Consider the following 19,973-nt stretch of genomic DNA (forward strand, 5'->3'; position numbering starts at 1 on the left):
AATAAGAGAAACCCCTCCTGATGGTCAGAAGGGGTTGTGCGGTCGTCAGATTCCGACGCTGACGGTCTCCGGCAACGTGCTGCCGCCGTCAATCACGTTTTGCGTGCCCGTGAGATAGCTGGACTCATCCGACGCCAGGAAGGCGGCCAGTTCACCCACTTCCAGCGGGCAGGCCAGTCGACGCAGCGGGATCGCCTTCGCCATTTCGGTCAGCACTGCTTCCGGATCGTCCGGGTTAGACTGCTGCGCAATGCTTTCCGCCATCGGGGTACGCACGTAGCCCGGGCAAATCGCATTCACGCGAATCCCCGACTGGGCGTACTCCACCGCCAGCGATTTGGTCAGCCCGACAATCGCCGCCTTCGACAACGCATAGGCCGTTTCGCCCGGATCGGCGACCATATCGCCAGTGACCGAGGACATCATCACGATGCGTCCGTCTTTACGCTTAATCATCTCCGGCAGGACCGCTTTGGTCACGTTCCAGACGCCTTTGATATTCACATCAATGTGGAAGTCGCGATCTTCGTCGCTCATGTCGAGGAAGCTGCCCAGACGGCAGACGCCTGCATTGTTGACCAGAATGTCGATGCGGCCTTCCACCTCTTTCGCTTTCTTCAACGCCGCCGCCACGGAGGCGGGATTGGTCACATCCGCAATCACAGCCGTACAGCGATGCCCGCGGCCACCGAGTTCATCCGCCAGCTTTTCAATCTCATCGGAGATATCCAGCAAGATTAAGTTCGCCCCATGCCGGGCAAACACTTTGGCGATGCCTTCGCCAATGCCCTGTGATGCGCCCGTAATCAATGCTGTTTTGCCCGTGAGTTTACCCATTTCAATGCTCTCCTTGTGAATATGAAGTCTCACACTCCATTAACATTGAAAATACAGGAAAAAAGGATACGTGCTGAGGAACAGCTCACTAATTAAGGTAAATCTTAGATAAAAATCATCCCCGCCGGGGCGGGGACACTATTTTTATGCTGATCGTAGCGACGTGCGTAAGCGGAAAATTACAGTGCCAGCAAACGGTCCAGCGACGGCGCAAAGTAATACCCGCCGGTCACCGGTTTGGTGAAGCGCAGCATGGCGTCACGTTTTCCGTCGGTGTCGCCAAACATGCTCAGCAGTTGCTGTTCAATGTTATGCAGACGCGCACAGTAGGCGCAGAAATAGAGACCATGAGTACCGCTGACGGTGCCGTATGGCAGGCTCTGGCGAACAATTTTCAGCCCTTTGCCGTCTTCTTTCAGATCTACACGGCTCAGGTGCGACGTTACCGGGCGATCGTCGCCATCGATCTCTTCGTTGGCTTCTTTGGTACGCCCGATCATCATCTCCTGATCGTGAATACTCATGCGGTTGAGCTGCTTCAGATTGTGTTCCCAGCGCTGAACAAAGACGTAGCTGCCACCCGCATCCACGCCGTCTTTGATGACCGCCACTTCGCGGCGCGTCTCTTCCCCTGCCGGGTTTTCCGTACCGTCGACAAAGCCGCTGAGATCACGCTCTTCCACCCAACGGAAACCGTGGATCTCTTCCTGGACCTCAATGCAATCGCCGAAGGCTTCCATCGCCGCCTGAGCGACAGAGAAGTTCACATCGTGACGCAGAGAAAGAATGTGGATCAGCACATCGTACTGGGTCGCCGGGGCCAGCCCTTTACCGTAAGGGATAAAGTCTTTCAGCTCTTCAGCCCCCACTCCGCCGCTCAGGGCGCGCCAGGTGTTGTTGCCGAAGGCCACGACCGCACCCAGATGGGCATCCGGGAATGTCGCCTGGAAGGTCGCCAGTTTATCGGCGAACGCTTTGCTGGCACCACGCAGGGCATCAACGTCGCCTTTTACATTCGCTTCAATCCAAATCGCCGCACGGCAATGCTCTGGCAAAATGCCACTCTGAACCTGAGACATCATTCCTCCTGAAAAATGAGAATGCCACGCAATCGTGGCATTGATGGGCGTTATTTTACCCTGTTTTTACGTTCGAGGGTTTGTTCAGACGCAAATTAACGACGCCAGATAATTTTGCTCACTTTCCACGCTTTCAGCGTATCGTCCGGCGGCATTAACCCTTCAGGCCCCTTCCATTCACCGGTAAAGAGATAGCTGATGTGTTGACTGCCTTCGGCTTTACATTCTACTGCGCTCTGCTCAGCGTGGCTGGCAGGCTGACAATTGCCGAACGCTTTGCTGTAGAGGTCGCTAAACGGTGTGCCAATTTCAACGCCCGCGCTGGAAGGAATCCCGCTATCCAGGACATCAATGCGGCTGATGTTTCCCTGCTCGCCGTGAATGACCATCGCCACCTTGTCGCCGTTCATGGCTTCGAAAAAGCGCACCACATTGCCATTCTCGGTCTTCATGCCACTGCGCAGGCGATAGTCGCCGTCCAGCGCATCGGCAATGGCCTGTTCATTTAGCGGCGTCGATGCCGTGAGTGCGCCAACGCCCTGTTCGGTTACTTCTGTCGATGAACCAAACCAGTTCCACGGATTGGCGGCAGACCAGTTTACCGACGACAGCGTCGAACAGCCGGTCAGCACCAGCGGCATAGCACATAACACTACACGCAGCGATTTCATCTCACTTCCTTTCATTAATGATCAACGTTACCTGGAGTCCGGCTTCACTAAAAAGTTCCGTTATTCTTTCTCCAGAGTAAAACAGGCGCGCATCCGTCGGTTGGTCAATAGCCACAAAAGCGCCACGATATCCGCCATCACCAGCGCCAGACCCGCGCCATTGACAGGATCGCCATTGCACCAGAGAACGGGCTGCCAACAGAGCAGCACCACCTGCGCAACAATCAATAGCAGTCGCAATGCCTGCCATAAACGCGGAAAAGTGTAACGTCGCCCGCTCAGTAAAAATGCAAGCACGGCAGGAATGCCGGGTAGCAGCCCCAGCCAAAAGTTGTCGTGATCGGGATAAAACAGATTCAGCAGCGCAGTACCCTGCTCGCGAGAAGAACCGGCGATCACAAACAGCACCCAGGTCCGCGCCTGAAGCAGCAGCACAAGCCAGAACAAAAAGGGCAGACGCAAATGGCCGTGGCCGTCGTAATCTGCAGGATGAAACTCAATATTCTTCATCTTCGATCAGGCGTTTTCCGAGACACAGCACGTCGGCATGCTCATAGCCGAGTCGCTCATACATCCCCAACACCACATCGTTATCTTCACGCACCATGATCTGAATCTTCGGGCAACCGCGCGCAATGAGTTTTTTCTCAAGCCGGTTAAGCAGCGCATTGGCGATGCCGCGACCGCGAAATTCCGGGTGCACGCCAAGATAATAGGCCGATCCGCGATGACCGTCGTAGCCGCCCATCACCGTCCCCACCACTTCCCCGTTTACTTCCGCAACGAGAAACAGGCTAACGTCATGGTTCACCTTCCGCTCGATATCCATTTCCGGGTCATTCCACGGACGCAACAAATCGCAGCGCTCCCAGAGGGTGATCACCTCTTCGAAATCTTCCTGGCGAAAAACGCGTATCTCCATGGTATTGAGGCCCTTTTCAAGGTTAAAACTCCGATTATGGCGCGAACGCCCCATTTAGCCAATATCTGACGCGAAACGGCGGAAAAAATGGCATAATAGCGGATTGTCACGTATTGAAATGAAAAGTAAAACAATTCTCAACATCAAGCGTCGTAACGGATTACGCGATACGATATAACATCAGGACTCTTTTTTTTACAACTCAGGCCGTATGAGCACTTTTAAACCGCTAAAAACTCTCACATCGCGCCGTCAGGTGCTGAAAGCCGGACTGGCGGCGCTGACATTAACAGGGATGGCGAACGCCACAGCCAAAGAAGCCCCACTGAAAACCAGCAATGGTCACAGTCAGCCTGCCACGAAAAAATCAGGTGGCAAGCGCATTGTCGTGCTGGACCCGGGCCACGGCGGTATCGACACCGGTGCCATTGGCCGCAACGGCTCCAAAGAAAAGCATGTTGTGCTGGCGATTGCGAAAAATGTGCGTTCCATTTTGCGCAGCCAGGGGATCGACTGCCGCCTAACGCGTTCGGGCGATACCTTTATTCCCCTGTACGACCGCGTCGAAATCGCCCACAAGCACGGCGCGGATCTGTTTATGTCAATCCACGCGGACGGCTTTACCAATCCCAGTGCGGCGGGCGCGTCGGTGTTTGCCCTCTCCAATCGCGGGGCCAGTAGCGCCATGGCGAAATACCTTTCCGACCGCGAAAACCGCGCCGACGAAGTCGCCGGTAAGAAAACGACCGACAAGGATCACCTGTTGCAACAGGTGCTCTTTGACCTGGTACAGACGGATACCATCAAAAACAGCCTGACGCTGGGGTCACATATTCTCAGGAAGATCAAACCGGTACATAAACTGCACAGCCGGAATACGGAACAGGCGGCGTTTGTGGTGCTAAAATCACCGTCAATCCCGTCGGTACTGGTTGAAACCTCGTTCATCACCAATCCGGAAGAGGAGCGACTGCTGGGCACCACGGCATTTCGTCAGAAGATCGCCACCGCCATCGCTAATGGTGTGATCAGCTATTTCCATTGGTTTGATAATCAGAAAGCCCATTCGAAGAAACGGTAATCATGAAACCCGATGCTCTACGCGTAAAACAGTTCCTGCTGAACTTGCAGGATGCCATTTGCCAGCAGCTCACCGCCATTGACGGCGCGGAGTTTGTCGAAGATAGCTGGCAGCGTGACGCGGGCGGCGGCGGACGGAGTCGGGTGCTGCGTAACGGCGGCATCTTCGAACAGGCTGGCGTCAATTTTTCTCACGTACACGGTGACGCCATGCCAGCATCGGCCACGGCCCATCGCCCGGAACTGGCAGGACGCAGTTTTGAAGCGATGGGCGTGTCGCTGGTCGTGCACCCGCTTAACCCTTATATTCCCACCAGCCATGCCAACGTGCGTTTTTTTATTGCCGAAAAGCCGGGTGCCGACCCGGTCTGGTGGTTTGGCGGCGGTTTTGACTTAACGCCCTACTACGGCTTTGAAGAAGACGCCATTCACTGGCATCGCACCGCGCGCGATCTGTGTCAGCCGTTTGGCGACGATGTCTATCCACGTTACAAAAAGTGGTGCGATGACTATTTCTTCCTCAAACATCGCAACGAGCAGCGTGGCATCGGCGGGCTGTTTTTTGACGATCTGAACACACCGGATTTTGACCACTGTTTCGCCTTCATGCAGGCCGTCGGCGAAGGCTATACCGAGGCGTATCTGCCGATCGTTGAGCGCCGCAAGGCGATGAGCTGGGGTGAACGTGAGCGTAACTTCCAGCTCTATCGTCGCGGTCGTTACGTGGAGTTTAATCTGGTGTGGGATCGTGGCACCCTGTTTGGGCTTCAGACCGGCGGGCGCACAGAATCCATCCTGATGTCGATGCCGCCGCTGGTGCGTTGGGAATACGACTGGCAGCCGGACGCTGGCAGCCCGGAGGCCGCTCTCAGCGATTTTATTCAGGTGCGTGAGTGGGTGTAATTGCCTGATGGCGGCTTACGCCTTACCAGGCCTACAATCCATTGCAGCCTGCGTTCATCACATCCACTGGCGCATACGCTGGTGCAACGTCAGCGACGGCTTCTCGGCAAACAATTGCTGGTAGTCGGTGGCGAACTGCCCTAAATGCCAGAACCCCCACTGCATTGCCGCATCCTTGACCGTGGTACTCTGCGACCACGGGCTGATTAATTCCCGTCGCACCGCATTCAGGCGGATCCTTTTCAGCCACGCATTCGGTCCAATCCCCAAAATGGCGTGAAATGCATTCTGCAACGTACGACGGCTGACGTGAAGCTGGTTGCAGAGGTCGAGTACCGTCAGCGGCTCCGACATATTTTCCAGCACATACTCACGCGCCCGGGAGAGCAGTTTGCGGTAGCCCTGGTGGCTGATACTCTCCGCCGAGTTGATAGGATGCGCGTCCTCCAGCATCATGCCCATCGCCAACAACAGATTATCCCCCAGCACCTTACGCACTGCGGGTTGATGAAGATTCTCCGGGTTCTCGCTAAAAGTCGCCAGCGCCTGCTGGACAAAGCCCCACAGCGCCGCCTTGTGCTGCTCTTTGACCTCCAGCGCCGACTGGTTGCGCAGCATATGCAGCACCCTTTCCGGATTATGTAAAAACTGTGCCTGACGGGAAATCACATCCTCTGAAATCACTACCCCGAGAATCGTGTAATCATCCGGCGTGCTCAGCTCGAACTCCGTACCGCCCGGGCGGGTCGCAATCTCGGCGCTGCCGAGACACTGTGCGCCAATAAATCCCTGCTCGCCCCGCGTGGCCGGAATGCCAAACCAGAACGAATTCGGCCACACCAGGCATGACTGACGCAGCGCCAGTCCGGTGTATTCGCGAAAAACCTGAATGTCATCGAGCAAGATTTCCGTGAATTCACCATGAAACTTCCCCGGATGCAGTTGATCGTAAATCTGCTGCCAGGCAGTGATGGTCAGGGCGTGCTCATAAACATCCGTGGTCCGCCGCTGGTGAACGTTGTCCACTTCCACCTTTGGCGTGAGTTTAACGTCTTCGGGTAACGCTTCATGATAAAGATGGTGCAAACTGGCTGAACGGGTCTTTTTCATGATCTTTTATGCCGGACGCCTGGTAAGACGCCCGGCCCTCCGACAGGTTAATTTTTTAAGCGATAGCGACTACTGCGTTTACGCAACGCCCCGTCAGTGAAGAGCTGTTCCAGTGCGTTTCTGGCCTCTTCAAGCGGCCAGCCAAAGTGCGCGGCGACCTCTCCTGCCGTCATTCCCTGACGCGCTGTAGCGAGCTGCGCCAGCAGCGCGTCGGCGTATTCAGACCGTACAGGTGCTTCAGGCTTCGGCGCTATCTTCTGCTCAGGGGATTTCGACGCGCGCTTAAATCCGCCGATCAGCCACTGGGTGTCGTCTTCTGGCCGACCAATTTCTTTGCGGCTGATGACGCGGCCTGTCCGCTGTGCTGCGGCGCTTCCGGCATCCAGCGCCGCACGACACGCCGCCAGATCGCCTTCCACCACCAGCGTCACTTTGCCCGGGTCAAGCACTTCATGACTCAGCAGGTTGACATTAGCCGCCTTCAGCATGGCATCCGACGCGTCCACGGCGGCAACCATGCCCTCCACTTCCAGTAACCCCAGTGCATTGATCATTGATGACCTCCGTTACGCGCGCTGAACAGGATTACGGGCGATGTCCAGAACCGCATCGGCAAAGGCATTACAGGCAGCTTTACAGGCAGCCTGGCTACCGGTCAAAAACGCCGCCGAGTAGTTAGTTTCTGATGGAGGCGGCACGTAGGTCACCAGTTGAACATCGGCGGATTTCATTGCCGCATCAATGCCATACGTTGCTTCCAGCGGCGGTGCCACCAGATAAGCCAGCGGATCGCCCAGCGCGATCCCTGCCGTTGACGACAGATAAGAGCCGGTACGCGATACCACATGCGCCAGGAACGCGGTGTTTTCCGCATCGTTCGCCCACTGGAACGCCGCGCCGCCTTCGATATGCGCCACCATCGCATCCAGCCCGGCGCGCACTTCCGCCGGGTTTGGACCGCCCAACATAATCAACACTTCACCGGCTGTCGGCGATGGCCCATGGGCCGCCCCGGCGTACAGCGAACGGCCATACACCACTTCAACCATCGCCTGTTTTGTCGCTTCGTCTGCGGCAATATACGTCACGTCATCAGAATCTGCCGTGATGAGACCGAGGCTACGTATATGCGACGGTAATTTAAGTTCGCGTGCAAACCCGTCGTTCACGGAAGCAATCACGCGCATCGCGCTGACCGACGGTCGAATCAAATCTAATGCTGGCATGATGCCTCCTTAACGGGTCATGTTGATGCCGGACGCTTTCTGCTCCAGCATGCGTTTGGCCAAATCCACGATGACAGCAGCGGCTTCTACCGGCGGCGTACCGCCCTGGTGGATGTTGGAAATACAGGTACGGTCGGCCTCCACCGTCGTCGCCACGCGCGGTGAATAGACCGCGTAGCAGGAGAGACTCTCCGACTGCCCCAGTCCTGGACGTTCACCGACCAGCAGAATCACCACTTTCGCTCCGAGGATCTCGCCGATCTGGTCTTCAATCTTCACGCGGCCATAGCGGACAAAGAACGGTGTCCCGACCTTCAGTCCGGCCTGCTTCAGACCGGACAGCAGCGGGGGCAGGATCTCTTCATAGTTCGCGGTGATCGCATCGGTAGACAGGCCGTCAGACACCACCACCTGAACATCCGGATTTGCGACGCACTGCGATTTCAGCGCCTCTATGGCTTCCTGACTCAAACGGCGGCCCATATCCGGGCGCGTCAGGTAGAGATTTTTGTCGCTGATTTCCGAACGCACTTCCAGCAGTCCCTGCGCTTTCACCCACTCTTCCGGCACCTCTTTCAGTACGGTGTCTTTTGAGCGTGAGTGGTCGGCGAGAAAACGCAGCAGCGCCTGAGTGCGTGGACGCGGACCGGCACGCCCGGTGCAAACGCGCGCTGCGGTACTGCGCCGCAGTTCGGTCAGCACCTCTGCGCGATGCGGGTTCTCCACGCCAATCCAGGCTTTTGCTTCAGCGGAGCCCAGATCCAGCGCGCAGCTCTCTGTAGTCGACGGTGCCGCACACTGAGGTTTGTCGCAGGACTGCGACGGGGCGGCGGTCTGCGGCTGTGTCTGTCCCATTGACGCCATTACGCTGCGTACAATTTCTTCAATCTGTTTTTGATCCATTGTTTGTCATCCCCGCGTCATCAGAAGAACAGTGACGGATCGCCCGCCCGTTTGGTCAGGCGACCGTTTGCCATAATGCCCATCGTTTCCAGCCAGCGTTCAAACTCCGGCGACGGACGCAGATTCAGCAACTGGCGTACGGTCGCCGTATCGTGGAAGGCGGTGGTCTGGTAGTTGAGCATGATGTCGTCGCCAAGCGGCATACCCATGATGTAGTTACAGCCCGCGGTGGCGAGCAGAATCATCAGGTTTTCGTTGAGGTTCTGATCGGCATCGGCATGGTTGGTGTAGCAGCAGTCACAGCCCATCGAGATGCCGCTCAGCTTGCCCATAAAGTGATCTTCCAGACCGGCACGAATAATCTGGCGGTCATTGTAGAGATACTCCGGCCCGATAAAGCCCACCACGGTGTTCACCAGGAATGGATCGTAGTGACGCGCCAGGCCGTAGTTACGTGCTTCCATCGTTACCTGGTCCGCCCCGAAGTTCGCCCCGGCGGAAAGCGCCGAGCCCTGTCCGGTTTCGAAATACAGGCAGTTTTCTCCGGCGATCCGGTTAAACTCCGCCCCTACCGCACGCGCTTCGTCCAACATTGCCAGCTCTACGCCGAACTCTTTTAAGCCCTTTTCACTGCCGCAGATACTCTGGAAGATCAGTCCACCCGGCGCACCGCGACGGATCGCTTCAATCTGCGTGGTAACGTGCGCCAGCACACAACCCTGGGTCGGGATGTTGAACTTGTCGATCACCCCATAAACCGTGTCCAGTACGCGGCTTAAGTTCTCCACATCGTCGGTCACCGGGTTGACGCCAATCACCGCATCGCCGGCACCAAAAGAGAGCCCTTCGTAGATTTGCGCGGCAATACTCTGCACATCATCACGGGTATCGTTCGGCTGCAGACGACAGCTGAAGGTGCCCGGAATACCGATCGTGGTGTTGGCCTTTTTGATCACCGGCATTTTCTTGCCGCCGTAGATCAGATCGGCGTTAGAGCAGATCTTCGCCACTGCCGCCACCACTTCCGAGGTCAGTCCTTTACGCGTAAAGGCAATATCATCAACCGAGGTGTCATCGCTCAGCACATGCTCACGCAGCTCGCTGATGCTCCAGTTCTTAATGCGGTTGTAGGCCGTTTCGTTGACATCGTCCTGAATCAGGCGTGTGACGCAATCCTCTTCATAGGAAATCACCGGGTTATTGCGAATATCCGCCACCGTCATTTCCGACAACACCTGTTTCGCCGCGACACGCTCCTGCGAGCTTTGCGCCGCGACGCCGGCCAGCACATCCCCCGAACGCAGTTCGTTGGCTTTTGCCAGCACCTCTTTTACATCCTTAAACTGATAAACATTGCCGAACAATGTGGTCTTTAGTTTCATAAGTCGTTCCCTCAGGAAGGAAATGCGAGTGATTTCACCGTCACCGGCACAACCGATCCGCCAAACAAAGGCGTACCAATGTCGATATAGTCGCCCGCCCGGACAATCACTTCGTCAATGACCGCCAGCGGGAGTTGCTGTAACTGTGGGCGCAACAGCATGCCCAGCGCTTTACCAAAGTCCTGCTCGGCCACCACCAGCAGGGGATGCGGATTCGGGTAACGCGCGATGAAGGCCAGCAGCGCGTCGATGACCGTAAGTAATGCGGCGTAACGCACCGGTAGCGAGGCGGGAAGCGCCAGTACGTATGCGTCAGTCTGTGGATCCAGATCGAGCTGCGTCAGCGCTTGTTGCCACGCGCCAACCAGATCGGCGTCATCCATCGGGATCGCCACCGGCAGATTGCGCAGCGGCAACTGAACCCCTTCCAGCCAGATGGTGCTGCCCGAGAGCGACAGCGTGTGCGCCCCTGCGCCAATCACCGTAGCGCGCACGGTCTGCGCCGGAAACTGCACGTTCATCGCACGCAGACGCGGATGCTCATGCAGCGCCGTCGCCAGCAGCGGCCCAATATCAGAAAAGCAGAACGGATCGGCAGGCAGATTGCGATAGCACTCTCCCACGCCGCCGGACAGGGTGATGACCTCCGGCTTCGCGTCCGCTGGCAGTAACCCGGTTTGCATCAGCGTTTGCGCCAGCGGCGACAACGCGCCGTCGATCACTTCTACGATCAGACTCGCCATCCGCTGCGCCACCTGCCCTAACTGCGCGACGGTCAGTGAACGGGCATCGGTACCCACCCCGAATACCTCATCGACAATCTTCTGACCGGGTTGATGGGCATGTACGACGCGCCCTTGACCGTCGGTCTCCAGCAGACGCCCGCCGACGTTCAGACAGGCGGTGCCGCTCACCTTTCCGGCATCAAACAGCGCATAGTTCGAAGTGCCGCCGCCGATGTCGATGTTCAGCACCCGGCACATCCGCTGTTCAGACAGGGTTTGCGCCCCGGCGCCGTGACCGGCAATCACCGATTCCAGATGCGGTCCGGCACTGGCAACCACAAAGTCACCGAGCGACTGGGAGAGTGTCATCACCGCCGGGCGCGCGTTGCGGGTTTTCGCGCTCTCGCCGGTGATGATGATGGCTCCTGAATCAACCGATTCCGGCGCGATCCCCGCCGCCTGATACTGCGCGAGGATCAGCGCTTTAAGGTCGTCCTCCCGTAACCCGCCCTGCTTATCGACGGGGGTAAAGAAGACCGGGCTTTGCCAGCTAATGTCGCGTTTGATGAATTCGTAACGGGGCACCTGCGACACTGCCGCACGGTTAACCAGTTCCAGGCGCGAGAAGATCACCTGCGTGGTCGTGGTGCCGATATCGATACCGACGCTCAATAGCTGGCGCGTGTTCACGATTGCGCCTCCACTTCCGTTTCTGCCGGAACGTTTTCATCTTTTGGCACCAGCATCATGGCCACGCCAATCGCCGTAACACCGCCAATCAATTTGCCGACAATCATCGGGAAGATCATGGCGTTCATGTTGGCCGCCGCGAAGCCTAAGTGGTCACCCAGCGCGAAGGCTGCGGAGACGGCGAAGGCGCAGTTGATCACTTTGCCGCGGGTATCCATCTGCTTCATCATGCCGAACATCGGGATGTTATTCGCCAGTGTCGCCACCATGCCGCCAGCTGCCATATTGTTGATTTTCAACAGGCTTCCGACGCGCATCAGCGGTTTCTCAAACCAACGGGTCAGTAACAGCACCATCGGATACGCCCCGAGCAGCACGCAGGAGATAGAACCGATCACTTCAATGGCGCGCATCACTTCACCGGGGGTGTCGCCAGGTGCCATAAAGATGGGGTCGAGACCGGGGATCAGCTCCCAGCCCAGCAGGAACTTGATGACTGCCGCGGCGAGACCAATGGTGATCAGCGCAACGAGAAATTTGGCGAAGATCTGGAAGCCGTTGATCATTTTTTCCGGGATGAATTTCAATCCCAGCGCCACCAGCACGGCGACGATAATCACCGGGATCATGTTCATCAGGATCAGCGCGAAGGTGAACTCGACCGGTTGTCCGTTGATCTCAACGCCCGAATACATCGCGACCAGACCACCGGCAATACAGCCGATAGGGATCGTGACAATGCCTGCCAGCACGCCAAGCGCCAGATAACGGCGATCAGACGGCTCAATAATGCCCAGCGCAACGGGGATAGAGAACACGATGGTGGGCCCCATCATTGCCCCCAGAATCAACCCCGAGTAGAGCCACGCCGCGACGTCGCCACCCGCCAGCTCTTTGGCAAGGAAGAAGCCGCCCATATCGCACGCCAGCAGCGTTCCGGCGAACATGGATGGGTTCGCGCCAAGCATTTCATACAGCGGAATAATCACCGGCCCGAGCAGTTTGGCTAACACCGGCGCCAGCGCGGTCATACCGACCATCGCCAGTCCCAGAGCGCCCATCGCCATAAACCCTTCTTCGAACTGACCGCCGGATCCCTCAATACTTTTGCCGAACTTCCCGAGGAAACGCGCCGACCCGCCGAACTGCGACAGGATCCTGTCCACGGCGGCAATCAGCATAAAGAACATCATGATGTACATGATGATTTCGTTAATTCCCATACCCTTATCTCCATTTGCCAGGTTTTTCGTAGACCGGATAAGCACAGCGCCATCAGGCAATGATGCCGCGTTTTGCCGGATGGCGGCGCGAACGCCTTATCTGGCCTACGTCCTGGTATGCTTTTATTGTGCCGCCGCGTACAACTCGATAATGTTGCTCTGCGTGGCGGTGCGTGGGTTGCTGCGTATACAAATATCCTCCAGCGCGGCTTGCGCCCAGACGCTGTAGTGTTCTGGTTTTGCGCCGACATCAGCGAGCCGTTTGTTCAGGCCCACCTCCGCAATCAGTTCGCTGACGGCGGCGATAGCGTCGCGATCGTCTGCTTTCTTATTGGTCAAGGCGCGTCCGATATGGCTAAAGCGTTCGCGACACACCATACGGTTAAAGCCCATCACCGTTGGCAGCAGCATGGCGTTCGCCTGGCCGTGCGGAATGTGCAATGTGGCGCCAGGCTGATGCGCCATCGCATGACACAGCCCCAGCCCGGCGCTGGAAAACGCCATTCCTGCCATGCAGGAGGCCAGCAGCATGCTCTCCCGTGCGGCGAGGTCGTGACCGTAGCCCACCGCTTTCGGCAGCGATTTGCCAATCATTGCAATTGCGCCAATCGCCAGGCTGTCGGTAAACGGCGAGGCATTCAGCGCGCTGTATGCCTCAACCGCGTGCGTCAGCGCATCAATCCCGGTCATTGCCGTCACATGAGGCGGTACGCCTTCAGTCAGCGCGGCATCAAGGATTGCCACGTCCGGCATCAGCGTCGCATGTGCCAGCACCTGCTTGCGTCCAGTCGCCGCGTCGATAATCACCGTTACGTTCGTGGTTTCCGATCCGGTTCCGGCGGTGGTGGGGACAGCAATCAACGGCAGTCGCGGGCGTAAGCTGCTGTATTCCGTCATCTGGGCCAGCGTCTGATGTGGATTCGTCACCAGCAGGGCGACAGCTTTTGCCGCATCCAGCACCGAACCGCCGCCAAAGGCAACAACGCCGTCGCATTTTGACTCGCGCAATTGGGCGACCGCTGCGCAGACGTCGGTGATGCACGGCTCACCCATCGGACACGGCCAGACCGTCATCGCCACGCCTTTCATCGCCAGACTGCGCTCTAACGACGCGGTCATCCCCGCCTGATGCAGGAAACTGTCGACCATCACGAACAGATGGCTTAAGCCTCGCGATTGCGCTTCCTGTCCGCAGGAACTGAGCGCCCCGAGCCCGCACAGCGTGACCGGCGGTACGCTGAACGTTTTCATGCGTTGCAGATTCAGGGTATCGAATGCCTGAAAGAGCGCCGTCTGCAATTCAGCTTGCATAGATTCCCTCCGCTTTCTCTCTCCCGCTGTTGGCGATCGCCAGCGGTGTCATAAACAGGCTATGCCGGGGCAGATGTACCTGGAGTTCAGGAAAGCGCTGGCGAAACAACGCCTCTACGCCCGGTTGCATACAAGAGCCGCCCGCCAGCCATAAATCGGCTATTTCTTGTCCTTCGATATGACGAGCAACGATCTCCGCCATTTTTTCGTAGACCGGTTTCACCACCGGCCAAATCTCCTGCGCGTTGCTGCGCTTGACCTGCTCGGCCTCTTCCAGGTCGATGCGCCGGTTGCCGGCCAGCGTCAGCGAAATGTGGTGGCCGCCCGTCGCTTCATCCGCCGAGTACGTCACTTTGCCCTGTTTGACGATGGCGATCCCGGTCGTGCCGCCACCGATATCCACGACACCGGCGTTATCCAGTTGCAGCAGATCGGCGACCGCGGTTGGTTCATCCAGCACATGGCTGACCTCCAGCCCGGCAGATTCCAGCACGTTGATGGAAATGCGCGGGTCGGTGCCCGGCGGGAACGACGTCGCCGCGTGGGTAAACCGGCTACCGAGCTGTTGTTCGAGCGTATCGAGATGGCGGCGCACAATAGTGACCGCACCAAAGAAATCCCAGACGATGCCGTCGCGCACGACGTCAGCCCAGTCAAGACACACCGCGACCGGCTGTCCGTCACCGTCGACAACCATCGACACCACGTCGCAGGTGCCAAGATCAACACCCAGCCACAGCGCGGAATCGCTCGTCGCAGGCGCCTGATTACACAGGTCAGCGGCTTTTTGCAGTCTTGGCGTGAGCCAATTTTCTTCGTCGTGCGCCATCATTCATCCCTTATACAATTCGAAACGCATCCACCAATACACAGCGACGCAGACGCACAAACGTACGCGCGCTGGTCACCCCTTCCCCGGTTGGCGTGGTGATGGTCATGGTGGTCCAGCCTTCACCGCCCAGCCCCAGCCCGGCAATGCACGGTCCATTCTTGACAAAGATGCTGGTATCAATGGCGTTCGCCATCCGGTTCATGTTGTCGATGTTGCGTGAGTGCATCGCAGCGGTATGGTGGCAGCCGCCTTCCAGCTGCACCGCCAGCGCAATCGCCTCGTCGACATTTGCCACCCGCACCACCGGCAGAACCGGCATCATCAGTTCCGTGACGGCAAAAGGATGCGTGGCTGACGTTTCAACAAACAGCAGACGGGTTTGCGGCGGAACTTGCAGGCCAATGGCGGCGGCGATTTTTGCCGCGTCGCGTCCAACCCAGTCACGACTGACAGTGCCTTTGCCGCGTTCATCGATATTTTTCAGCAGCACCGGCTGGAGCTGTTCGGCCTGTGCGGCGCTCAGTTTCACTGCCTGCTGGCCTTCCATCAGGCGCATCAGCTCATCCGCCACGCTATCGACGACAATCAGTACCTTTTCATCCGCGCAAATGATGTTGTTATCGAAAGAAGCGCCTTTGACGATGGATTGTGCAGCCCGCGCCAGATCCGCCGTCTCATCGACGACCACCGGCGGATTACCGGCACCGGCGGCAATCAGACGTTTATTGGTGTGTTTGCGGGCAGCGTCGACCACCGCTTCGCCGCCGGTGACGACCAGCAGACCAATGCCTGGGTACTTAAACAACCGCTGCGCAGTTTCAATATCCGGGTTCGCTACGGTCACCAGCAGGTTTTCCGGGCCACCTGCCGCCACCACCGCCTGGTTAAGTAGTGTGATAGCGCGTTGTGAAACGCCTTTCGCCGCCGGATGGGGAGCGAACACGACGCTGTTACCCGCGGCAATCAGGCTGATGGCGTTATTAATCACCGTCGCCGCCGGGTTAGTAGATGGCGTCACTGAGGCGACGACGCCCCACGGCGCATTTTCGATCAGCGTCAGGCCGTTATCGCCGGTGAGTACCTGCGGCGATAAGCACTCCACGCCCGGCGTCCCGCGAGCCTGTGCCACATTTTTGGCAAATTTATCGTCGACGCGTCCCATGCCGGTCTCTGCGACGGCAAGTTCCGCTAATTCTTTGGCATGCTTTTCGCCCGCTTCACGGATGGCGTGAATGGCAAGCTGGCGCATCGCCACGCTCTTCAGCCCCTGCTGAGCGACTTTTGCTGCCGCCACCGCATCATCCAGGGAGGCAAAGACGCCCATTTCATGAACGGCGGTCGCAGGTTGACTGCTGTCTTTCATTTTCAGCAGTACCGCTTTCACCACCTGTTCAATATCCTGTTGATTCATGATGTTCAGTCCTATTTGTGGAATATCACCTGACCGCCAGCCACCACTTCATCGACGATACCAATCACGCACAGATCGACAGGGGACGCTTCGCTGCGATGCGCCTGGCGAGCAGAACTGCCGCTAACCAGCAGCACCCACTCCCCGGTTCCCGCCCCGATGCTGTCAATGGCGACGGCACACTGCCCGTCGGGATTTCCCTGGGCATCGATCATCTCCACCATCAGCAATTTGTCGTGTGCCAGTCCCTGATGGCGTACGGTACAAACGATTTGTCCTGTGACGACTGCCAGTTTCATACCCGCCTCCGTGGGTTACGTTGTGCTGCGATCCTGTAGGCCGGATAAGCGCAGCGCCATCCGGCCCCCAGTCCTGCTTAGATGTTGCTGTCGCCTTTGAAGCTGATCGGGAAGACTTCTTCCAGATCGCCATGCGGACGCGGAATCACGTGAACGGAGACCAGTTCGCCGATACGCTGTGCCGCTGCGGCACCGGCATCTGTTGCTGCTTTGCAGGCCGCGACATCGCCACGAACCATCGCAGTCACCAGACCGCCGCCAATCTGTTTCACACCAACCAGCTTCACGCGTGCGGCTTTTACCATCGCATCAGAGGCCTCAATCAGTGCAACCAGGCCCCGGGTTTCAATCATTCCTAAAGCTTCCATTGTGTTTTCCTCTCATGGGGTCCAGAACGGGACCATTTATACAACCAGGGTTTGTGAGTCACGTTCGCGTCTCACGTCAGTCTGGCGCGGCATGGCTGCCACCAACGCCAGTTCGATAATTTCCTGTACGCTACAGCCTCGCGAAAGGTCATGAAGCGGTGCGGCAAGCCCCTGAATCAGCGGCCCGACGGCACGATACCCTCCCAGACGCTGGGCGATTTTGTAACCAATATTGCCGGCCTCCAGTGACGGAAAAACCATCACGTTGGCGTTACCGCGCAAAGGGCTGGCGGGCGCTTTTTGCGCAGCGACCTCCGGCACAAAGGCGGCGTCAAACTGCAATTCGCCATCCACCAGTAGCGTGGGCGCACGTTCGCGAACAATCTCCGTAGCCTGCTGCACGTTCGCCACACAGGGATGACGGGCGCTCCCCTGACTGGAGAATGACAGCATCGCCACACGCGGTTCTTCACCGGTGATGGCGCGCCAGGTGTCGGCGCTGGCGATCGCGATATCTGCCAGTTGCGCCGCCGTCGGCTGCGGCACCACGCTGCAGTCGGCAAACCCTAACGCGGGTCCGACGTACTGCGGCAGCATCAGGAAAATGGACGACAGCGTTTTACATCCCGGCTGCAGGCCAATAATGCGTAAGCCCGCACGCAGCACGTTAGCTGTGGATGAAAGGTTGCCAGCGATACAGACATCCGCCTGGCCTGCGCTTACCATCGCCGCAGCAAACATCAGCGGGTCATTGAGTTTCTCAAGGGCATCCGGCGGCGTTTTCTCTCCAGACCGGGCGAGCCAGCGCTGGGCGAACGCTTCACGCATCGCCAGATTGCTGTACGGGTCGATAACCTGAATACCGTCCAGCGCCACTCGATGCGTAAGGGCAAACTGGCGCAGTGCGAACGGACTGGCCACCAGAATGGGGTGCGCCAGACCGTGCTGTTGCAGGTAATGCGCCGCTTTCAGCACGCGTTCGTCTAACGCATCCGGAAAGACCACCCGGGCCGGCGACTGCTGAGCCCGTTCACGGGCGCGTTCAATGATCATTGTTCACCTCCCAGTCGCTGTTGGATCTGGTTGACGGTGAGTGGGTGTTTGGTGACACACAGAATCATCATCACGTAGACCGCGCTGGAGAGACGGTTCAGCGCCTGCAAAATATCCGGGCGCAGGACGTCAAATCCGCGGGTGATAAAGACCTGGGCGGCGATCGTTTCCGTCTCGCGAATTTTGGTACGTAGCAGATTCAGCAGCGCGGACTCACGACCATGACTGGCTTCAGGTACCAGATGATCGTGCTCCAGATAACGCAACGGTTGATGGGAAAGACGATGCAGGTCATCCTCGTTCAGCCCAACGATGGACTGTGCCGCCAGGGGTTCATCCATCGCATCGGCGCGCATAATGTTGCCCAGCCGCGAACGAATATCCGCAAGCCAGGGCTGCCACGGCTCCGTCAGTTCGATTTGCAGCCACACCGCCAGCGCGATGGTGCTGTCCAGCGCGGCGCGAAAGCCCAGACGCGGATCGCTTTTGGCGACCATTTTGTCCGCCGTCAGGTGGGTCAAGGTGTCAGGCTTTTTCGCCACCGGCTGGCGACACAGTTCACAGCAGGCCTGGGGATGCGTATCGCTACTGGTTAACCCGTGCACCGGCTGCGGCTGCTGTTGCTCGTCGTCGACAAACAGACTGCCCTGCTCATCCAGAAACTTGATGCGCAGATGACGGCCTTCCAACAGTTCGCGGGCAGAGGGCGTCAGGCGAGCGTCAGCGGGGAGATGGATTTCCGCCCCTTCGCTGAGCGTATGGTTCGCTCTGAGCCATGCTTCGGTGATGAAATCTTTCATACCGATTGCCAGTTCGCAGGCCACGCAACGTACAGGAAGCGCACGGTCGTCGGCGTGCCAAATTCAATGCTCGAGCCTTTCGGGATGAACATGACGTCCCCGGCTTTAGCGATCATCGTTTCGCCTTCATGGCGCACATGCAATTCACCGTCGAGCACCATGTCGATTTCGTCGTAGTTCAGCGTCCATGGGAAGAATGCGTTATCCCACTGCATGAACCCGGCGGCCATACTGCTGCCGTCCTGCTCGGTGACGAGATCGGTCAGGCCTACGCAGTGTGGCTGCGCGCCATCGAAGCGGCCAAACTTAACGCTGCTGCCGTCGATCACTTTGATGCCGCCTTTGCCGGTCACCGAGTGAAAACCCGGTTGCATCTCACCCTGCTCCAGCGACTGTTTTTCCTTCAGCACCTTGTCCATCAGCTGTGAAACCAGGCTTTCGGTAAACTGCCCTTCTGGTAGTTGCGCGATGATAGTTTCACGAATGCGCTGGGTTTCAGATTTGGCCTCGTCCACACTGCACGCTGCCGTTGGCGCGGATCCCTCGCGCTCCACAATCGTGATGCCCAGTAACTCCGCGACTTCACGGGCTTCCGGGGTGATGATGCTGGCGCGCAGCACCACCGACATCTCTTGTTCGCCTCGTGCGTGCGCCGCACGTATATCGTTAGCTGTGATAAGTGTTTTCACCTGCCCCTTCCTCCTTTTGGCTGAGCTCAGTCAGATAGTCCACCAGGTGCTGCACGCTTTGCGGGTCATGGCTGTTGAGCTCGAAAATCGGCTCCTGAAACCCAATTCCGCGCAGTAATTCCCGCGTTGCGGTTACGTCGGCATCCGGCATATCCGTTTTGCTGATCACGGCGATGTGTCGTTTACTGGCACCGATATCTAACAGCCCGGCAGGTAAGCGACTTTCTTTGTCATTGGCCGCATGGACATAAATCAACGTATCTACATCCTGCAGCGTGGTAATTAAGGCGTGATACCAGCGGGGATGACTAAAATATTCCCCCGGCGTATCGATATCGCCATTTTCATTAAATTCCACGACCTGGGTTTTTCTGGCGAGGGAATAATTTCCCTGTAATGCATTAAAAAGCGTTGTTTTTCCCGCGCCGACAGTGCCAACAAACGCAATACGTTTCATGA

The 19,973-nt window shown here is 57.7% G+C and carries 23 protein-coding genes; 2 read left to right on the forward strand and 21 right to left on the reverse strand.

Going from position 1 to position 19,973, the window contains the following annotated elements:
* Positions 1-45 precede the first annotated feature (45 nt).
* The 5 genes from ucpA to C2U53_RS28535 all read right to left on the reverse strand — a co-directional run bounded on the left by ucpA (position 46) and on the right by C2U53_RS28535 (position 3,509).
* Positions 46-837 carry an SDR family oxidoreductase UcpA gene (gene ucpA / locus C2U53_RS28515; RefSeq protein WP_104446820.1) on the reverse strand — a complete coding sequence of 264 codons (792 nt, stop codon included), beginning with the start codon at positions 835-837 and terminating at the stop codon, positions 46-48.
* A gap of 179 nt (positions 838-1,016) precedes the next feature.
* On the reverse strand, positions 1,017-1,916 hold the full coding sequence (locus tag C2U53_RS28520; protein WP_104446821.1) for a Dyp-type peroxidase: 900 nt from the start codon (positions 1,914-1,916) through the stop codon (positions 1,017-1,019).
* Between the two features lie 95 nt (positions 1,917-2,011).
* The gene (locus tag C2U53_RS28525; RefSeq protein ID WP_044258372.1) at positions 2,012-2,587 is read right to left on the reverse strand and encodes an RpoE-regulated lipoprotein; all 576 of its coding nucleotides are present in this window, start codon (positions 2,585-2,587) and stop codon (positions 2,012-2,014) included.
* A 60-nt stretch (positions 2,588-2,647) separates the two neighbouring features.
* Positions 2,648-3,097: a DUF2919 domain-containing protein gene (locus C2U53_RS28530; protein WP_042999895.1), complete on the reverse strand. Its 450-nt coding sequence runs from the start codon at positions 3,095-3,097 to the stop codon at positions 2,648-2,650.
* On the reverse strand, positions 3,084-3,509 hold the full coding sequence (locus C2U53_RS28535) for a GNAT family acetyltransferase (protein WP_043001859.1): 426 nt from the start codon (positions 3,507-3,509) through the stop codon (positions 3,084-3,086). The genes C2U53_RS28530 and C2U53_RS28535 overlap by 14 nt, the downstream gene beginning before the upstream one ends.
* A 211-nt stretch (positions 3,510-3,720) precedes the next feature.
* Here C2U53_RS28535 and amiA point away from each other — a divergent pair, with 211 nt between their 5' ends.
* Both amiA and hemF read left to right on the forward strand, forming a co-directional pair.
* Positions 3,721-4,590, forward strand: coding sequence for an N-acetylmuramoyl-L-alanine amidase AmiA (amiA, locus tag C2U53_RS28540; protein ID WP_042999894.1), 870 nt, complete (start codon positions 3,721-3,723; stop codon positions 4,588-4,590).
* 2 nt (positions 4,591-4,592) lie between these two features.
* Positions 4,593-5,492, forward strand: a complete 900-nt coding sequence (gene hemF, locus C2U53_RS28545; RefSeq protein ID WP_058586934.1) for an oxygen-dependent coproporphyrinogen oxidase — start codon at positions 4,593-4,595, stop codon at positions 5,490-5,492.
* A gap of 57 nt (positions 5,493-5,549) precedes the next feature.
* On the opposite strand, the gene eutR is transcribed toward hemF, so the two are convergent.
* The 16 genes from eutR to eutP form a co-directional block, all read right to left on the reverse strand.
* A complete protein-coding gene (eutR, locus tag C2U53_RS28550; RefSeq protein ID WP_042999892.1) occupies positions 5,550-6,602 on the reverse strand; it encodes an HTH-type transcriptional regulator EutR in 1,053 nt (350 codons plus the stop codon).
* Positions 6,603-6,649: 47 nt separating this feature from the next.
* Positions 6,650-7,156 carry an ethanolamine utilization microcompartment protein EutK gene (gene eutK / locus C2U53_RS28555; protein ID WP_044258365.1) on the reverse strand — a complete coding sequence of 169 codons (507 nt, stop codon included), beginning with the start codon at positions 7,154-7,156 and terminating at the stop codon, positions 6,650-6,652.
* 12 nt (positions 7,157-7,168) lie between these two features.
* On the reverse strand, positions 7,169-7,828 hold the full coding sequence (gene eutL / locus C2U53_RS28560; RefSeq protein ID WP_042999890.1) for an ethanolamine utilization microcompartment protein EutL: 660 nt from the start codon (positions 7,826-7,828) through the stop codon (positions 7,169-7,171).
* 9 nt (positions 7,829-7,837) lie between these two features.
* Positions 7,838-8,731, reverse strand: coding sequence for an ethanolamine ammonia-lyase subunit EutC (eutC, locus tag C2U53_RS28565; protein WP_042999889.1), 894 nt, complete (start codon positions 8,729-8,731; stop codon positions 7,838-7,840).
* A gap of 20 nt (positions 8,732-8,751) precedes the next feature.
* Positions 8,752-10,113, reverse strand: a complete 1,362-nt coding sequence (gene eutB / locus C2U53_RS28570; RefSeq protein ID WP_042999888.1) for an ethanolamine ammonia-lyase subunit alpha — start codon at positions 10,111-10,113, stop codon at positions 8,752-8,754.
* 11 nt (positions 10,114-10,124) lie between these two features.
* On the reverse strand, positions 10,125-11,528 hold the full coding sequence (eutA, locus tag C2U53_RS28575) for an ethanolamine ammonia-lyase reactivating factor EutA (protein ID WP_044258361.1): 1,404 nt from the start codon (positions 11,526-11,528) through the stop codon (positions 10,125-10,127).
* Complete coding sequence (eutH, locus tag C2U53_RS28580) at positions 11,525-12,751, reverse strand: ethanolamine utilization protein EutH (RefSeq protein WP_042999886.1); 1,227 nt, start codon at positions 12,749-12,751, stop codon at positions 11,525-11,527. Before eutH ends, eutA begins: the two co-directional genes overlap by 4 nt.
* 123 nt (positions 12,752-12,874) lie before the next feature.
* On the reverse strand, positions 12,875-14,062 hold the full coding sequence (eutG, locus tag C2U53_RS28585) for an ethanolamine utilization ethanol dehydrogenase EutG (protein ID WP_042999885.1): 1,188 nt from the start codon (positions 14,060-14,062) through the stop codon (positions 12,875-12,877).
* Positions 14,052-14,891, reverse strand: a complete 840-nt coding sequence (eutJ, locus tag C2U53_RS28590; protein WP_104446822.1) for an ethanolamine utilization protein EutJ — start codon at positions 14,889-14,891, stop codon at positions 14,052-14,054. Before eutJ ends, eutG begins: the two co-directional genes overlap by 11 nt.
* A 10-nt stretch (positions 14,892-14,901) precedes the next feature.
* The gene (locus tag C2U53_RS28595) at positions 14,902-16,305 is read right to left on the reverse strand and encodes an aldehyde dehydrogenase family protein (protein ID WP_042999883.1); all 1,404 of its coding nucleotides are present in this window, start codon (positions 16,303-16,305) and stop codon (positions 14,902-14,904) included.
* Between the two features lie 11 nt (positions 16,306-16,316).
* Entirely contained in the window at positions 16,317-16,604 is a 288-nt protein-coding gene (gene eutN / locus C2U53_RS28600) for an ethanolamine utilization microcompartment protein EutN (RefSeq protein WP_042317652.1), read from the reverse strand.
* 77 nt (positions 16,605-16,681) lie between these two features.
* Entirely contained in the window at positions 16,682-16,972 is a 291-nt protein-coding gene (gene eutM / locus C2U53_RS28605) for an ethanolamine utilization microcompartment protein EutM (protein WP_000387720.1), read from the reverse strand.
* Positions 16,973-17,008: 36 nt separating this feature from the next.
* Positions 17,009-18,025 (reverse strand): phosphate acetyltransferase, encoded by a 1,017-nt coding sequence (gene pta, locus C2U53_RS28610; RefSeq protein WP_104446823.1) that lies wholly within the window; start codon positions 18,023-18,025, stop codon positions 17,009-17,011.
* Complete coding sequence (gene eutT, locus C2U53_RS28615; RefSeq protein ID WP_104446824.1) at positions 18,022-18,825, reverse strand: ethanolamine utilization cob(I)yrinic acid a,c-diamide adenosyltransferase EutT; 804 nt, start codon at positions 18,823-18,825, stop codon at positions 18,022-18,024. The genes pta and eutT overlap by 4 nt, the downstream gene beginning before the upstream one ends.
* Complete coding sequence (eutQ, locus tag C2U53_RS28620; protein WP_044268329.1) at positions 18,822-19,514, reverse strand: ethanolamine utilization acetate kinase EutQ; 693 nt, start codon at positions 19,512-19,514, stop codon at positions 18,822-18,824. The genes eutT and eutQ overlap by 4 nt, the downstream gene beginning before the upstream one ends.
* Positions 19,492-19,971 (reverse strand): ethanolamine utilization acetate kinase EutP, encoded by a 480-nt coding sequence (gene eutP / locus C2U53_RS28625; protein ID WP_104446825.1) that lies wholly within the window; start codon positions 19,969-19,971, stop codon positions 19,492-19,494. The genes eutQ and eutP overlap by 23 nt, the downstream gene beginning before the upstream one ends.
* Between the last annotated feature and the right edge of the window lie 2 nt (positions 19,972-19,973).

Origin of the sequence: Citrobacter sp. CFNIH10, assembly GCF_002934585.1 — a bacterium.
GTDB classification, from domain to species: Bacteria; Pseudomonadota; Gammaproteobacteria; order Enterobacterales; family Enterobacteriaceae; genus Citrobacter_A; species Citrobacter_A amalonaticus.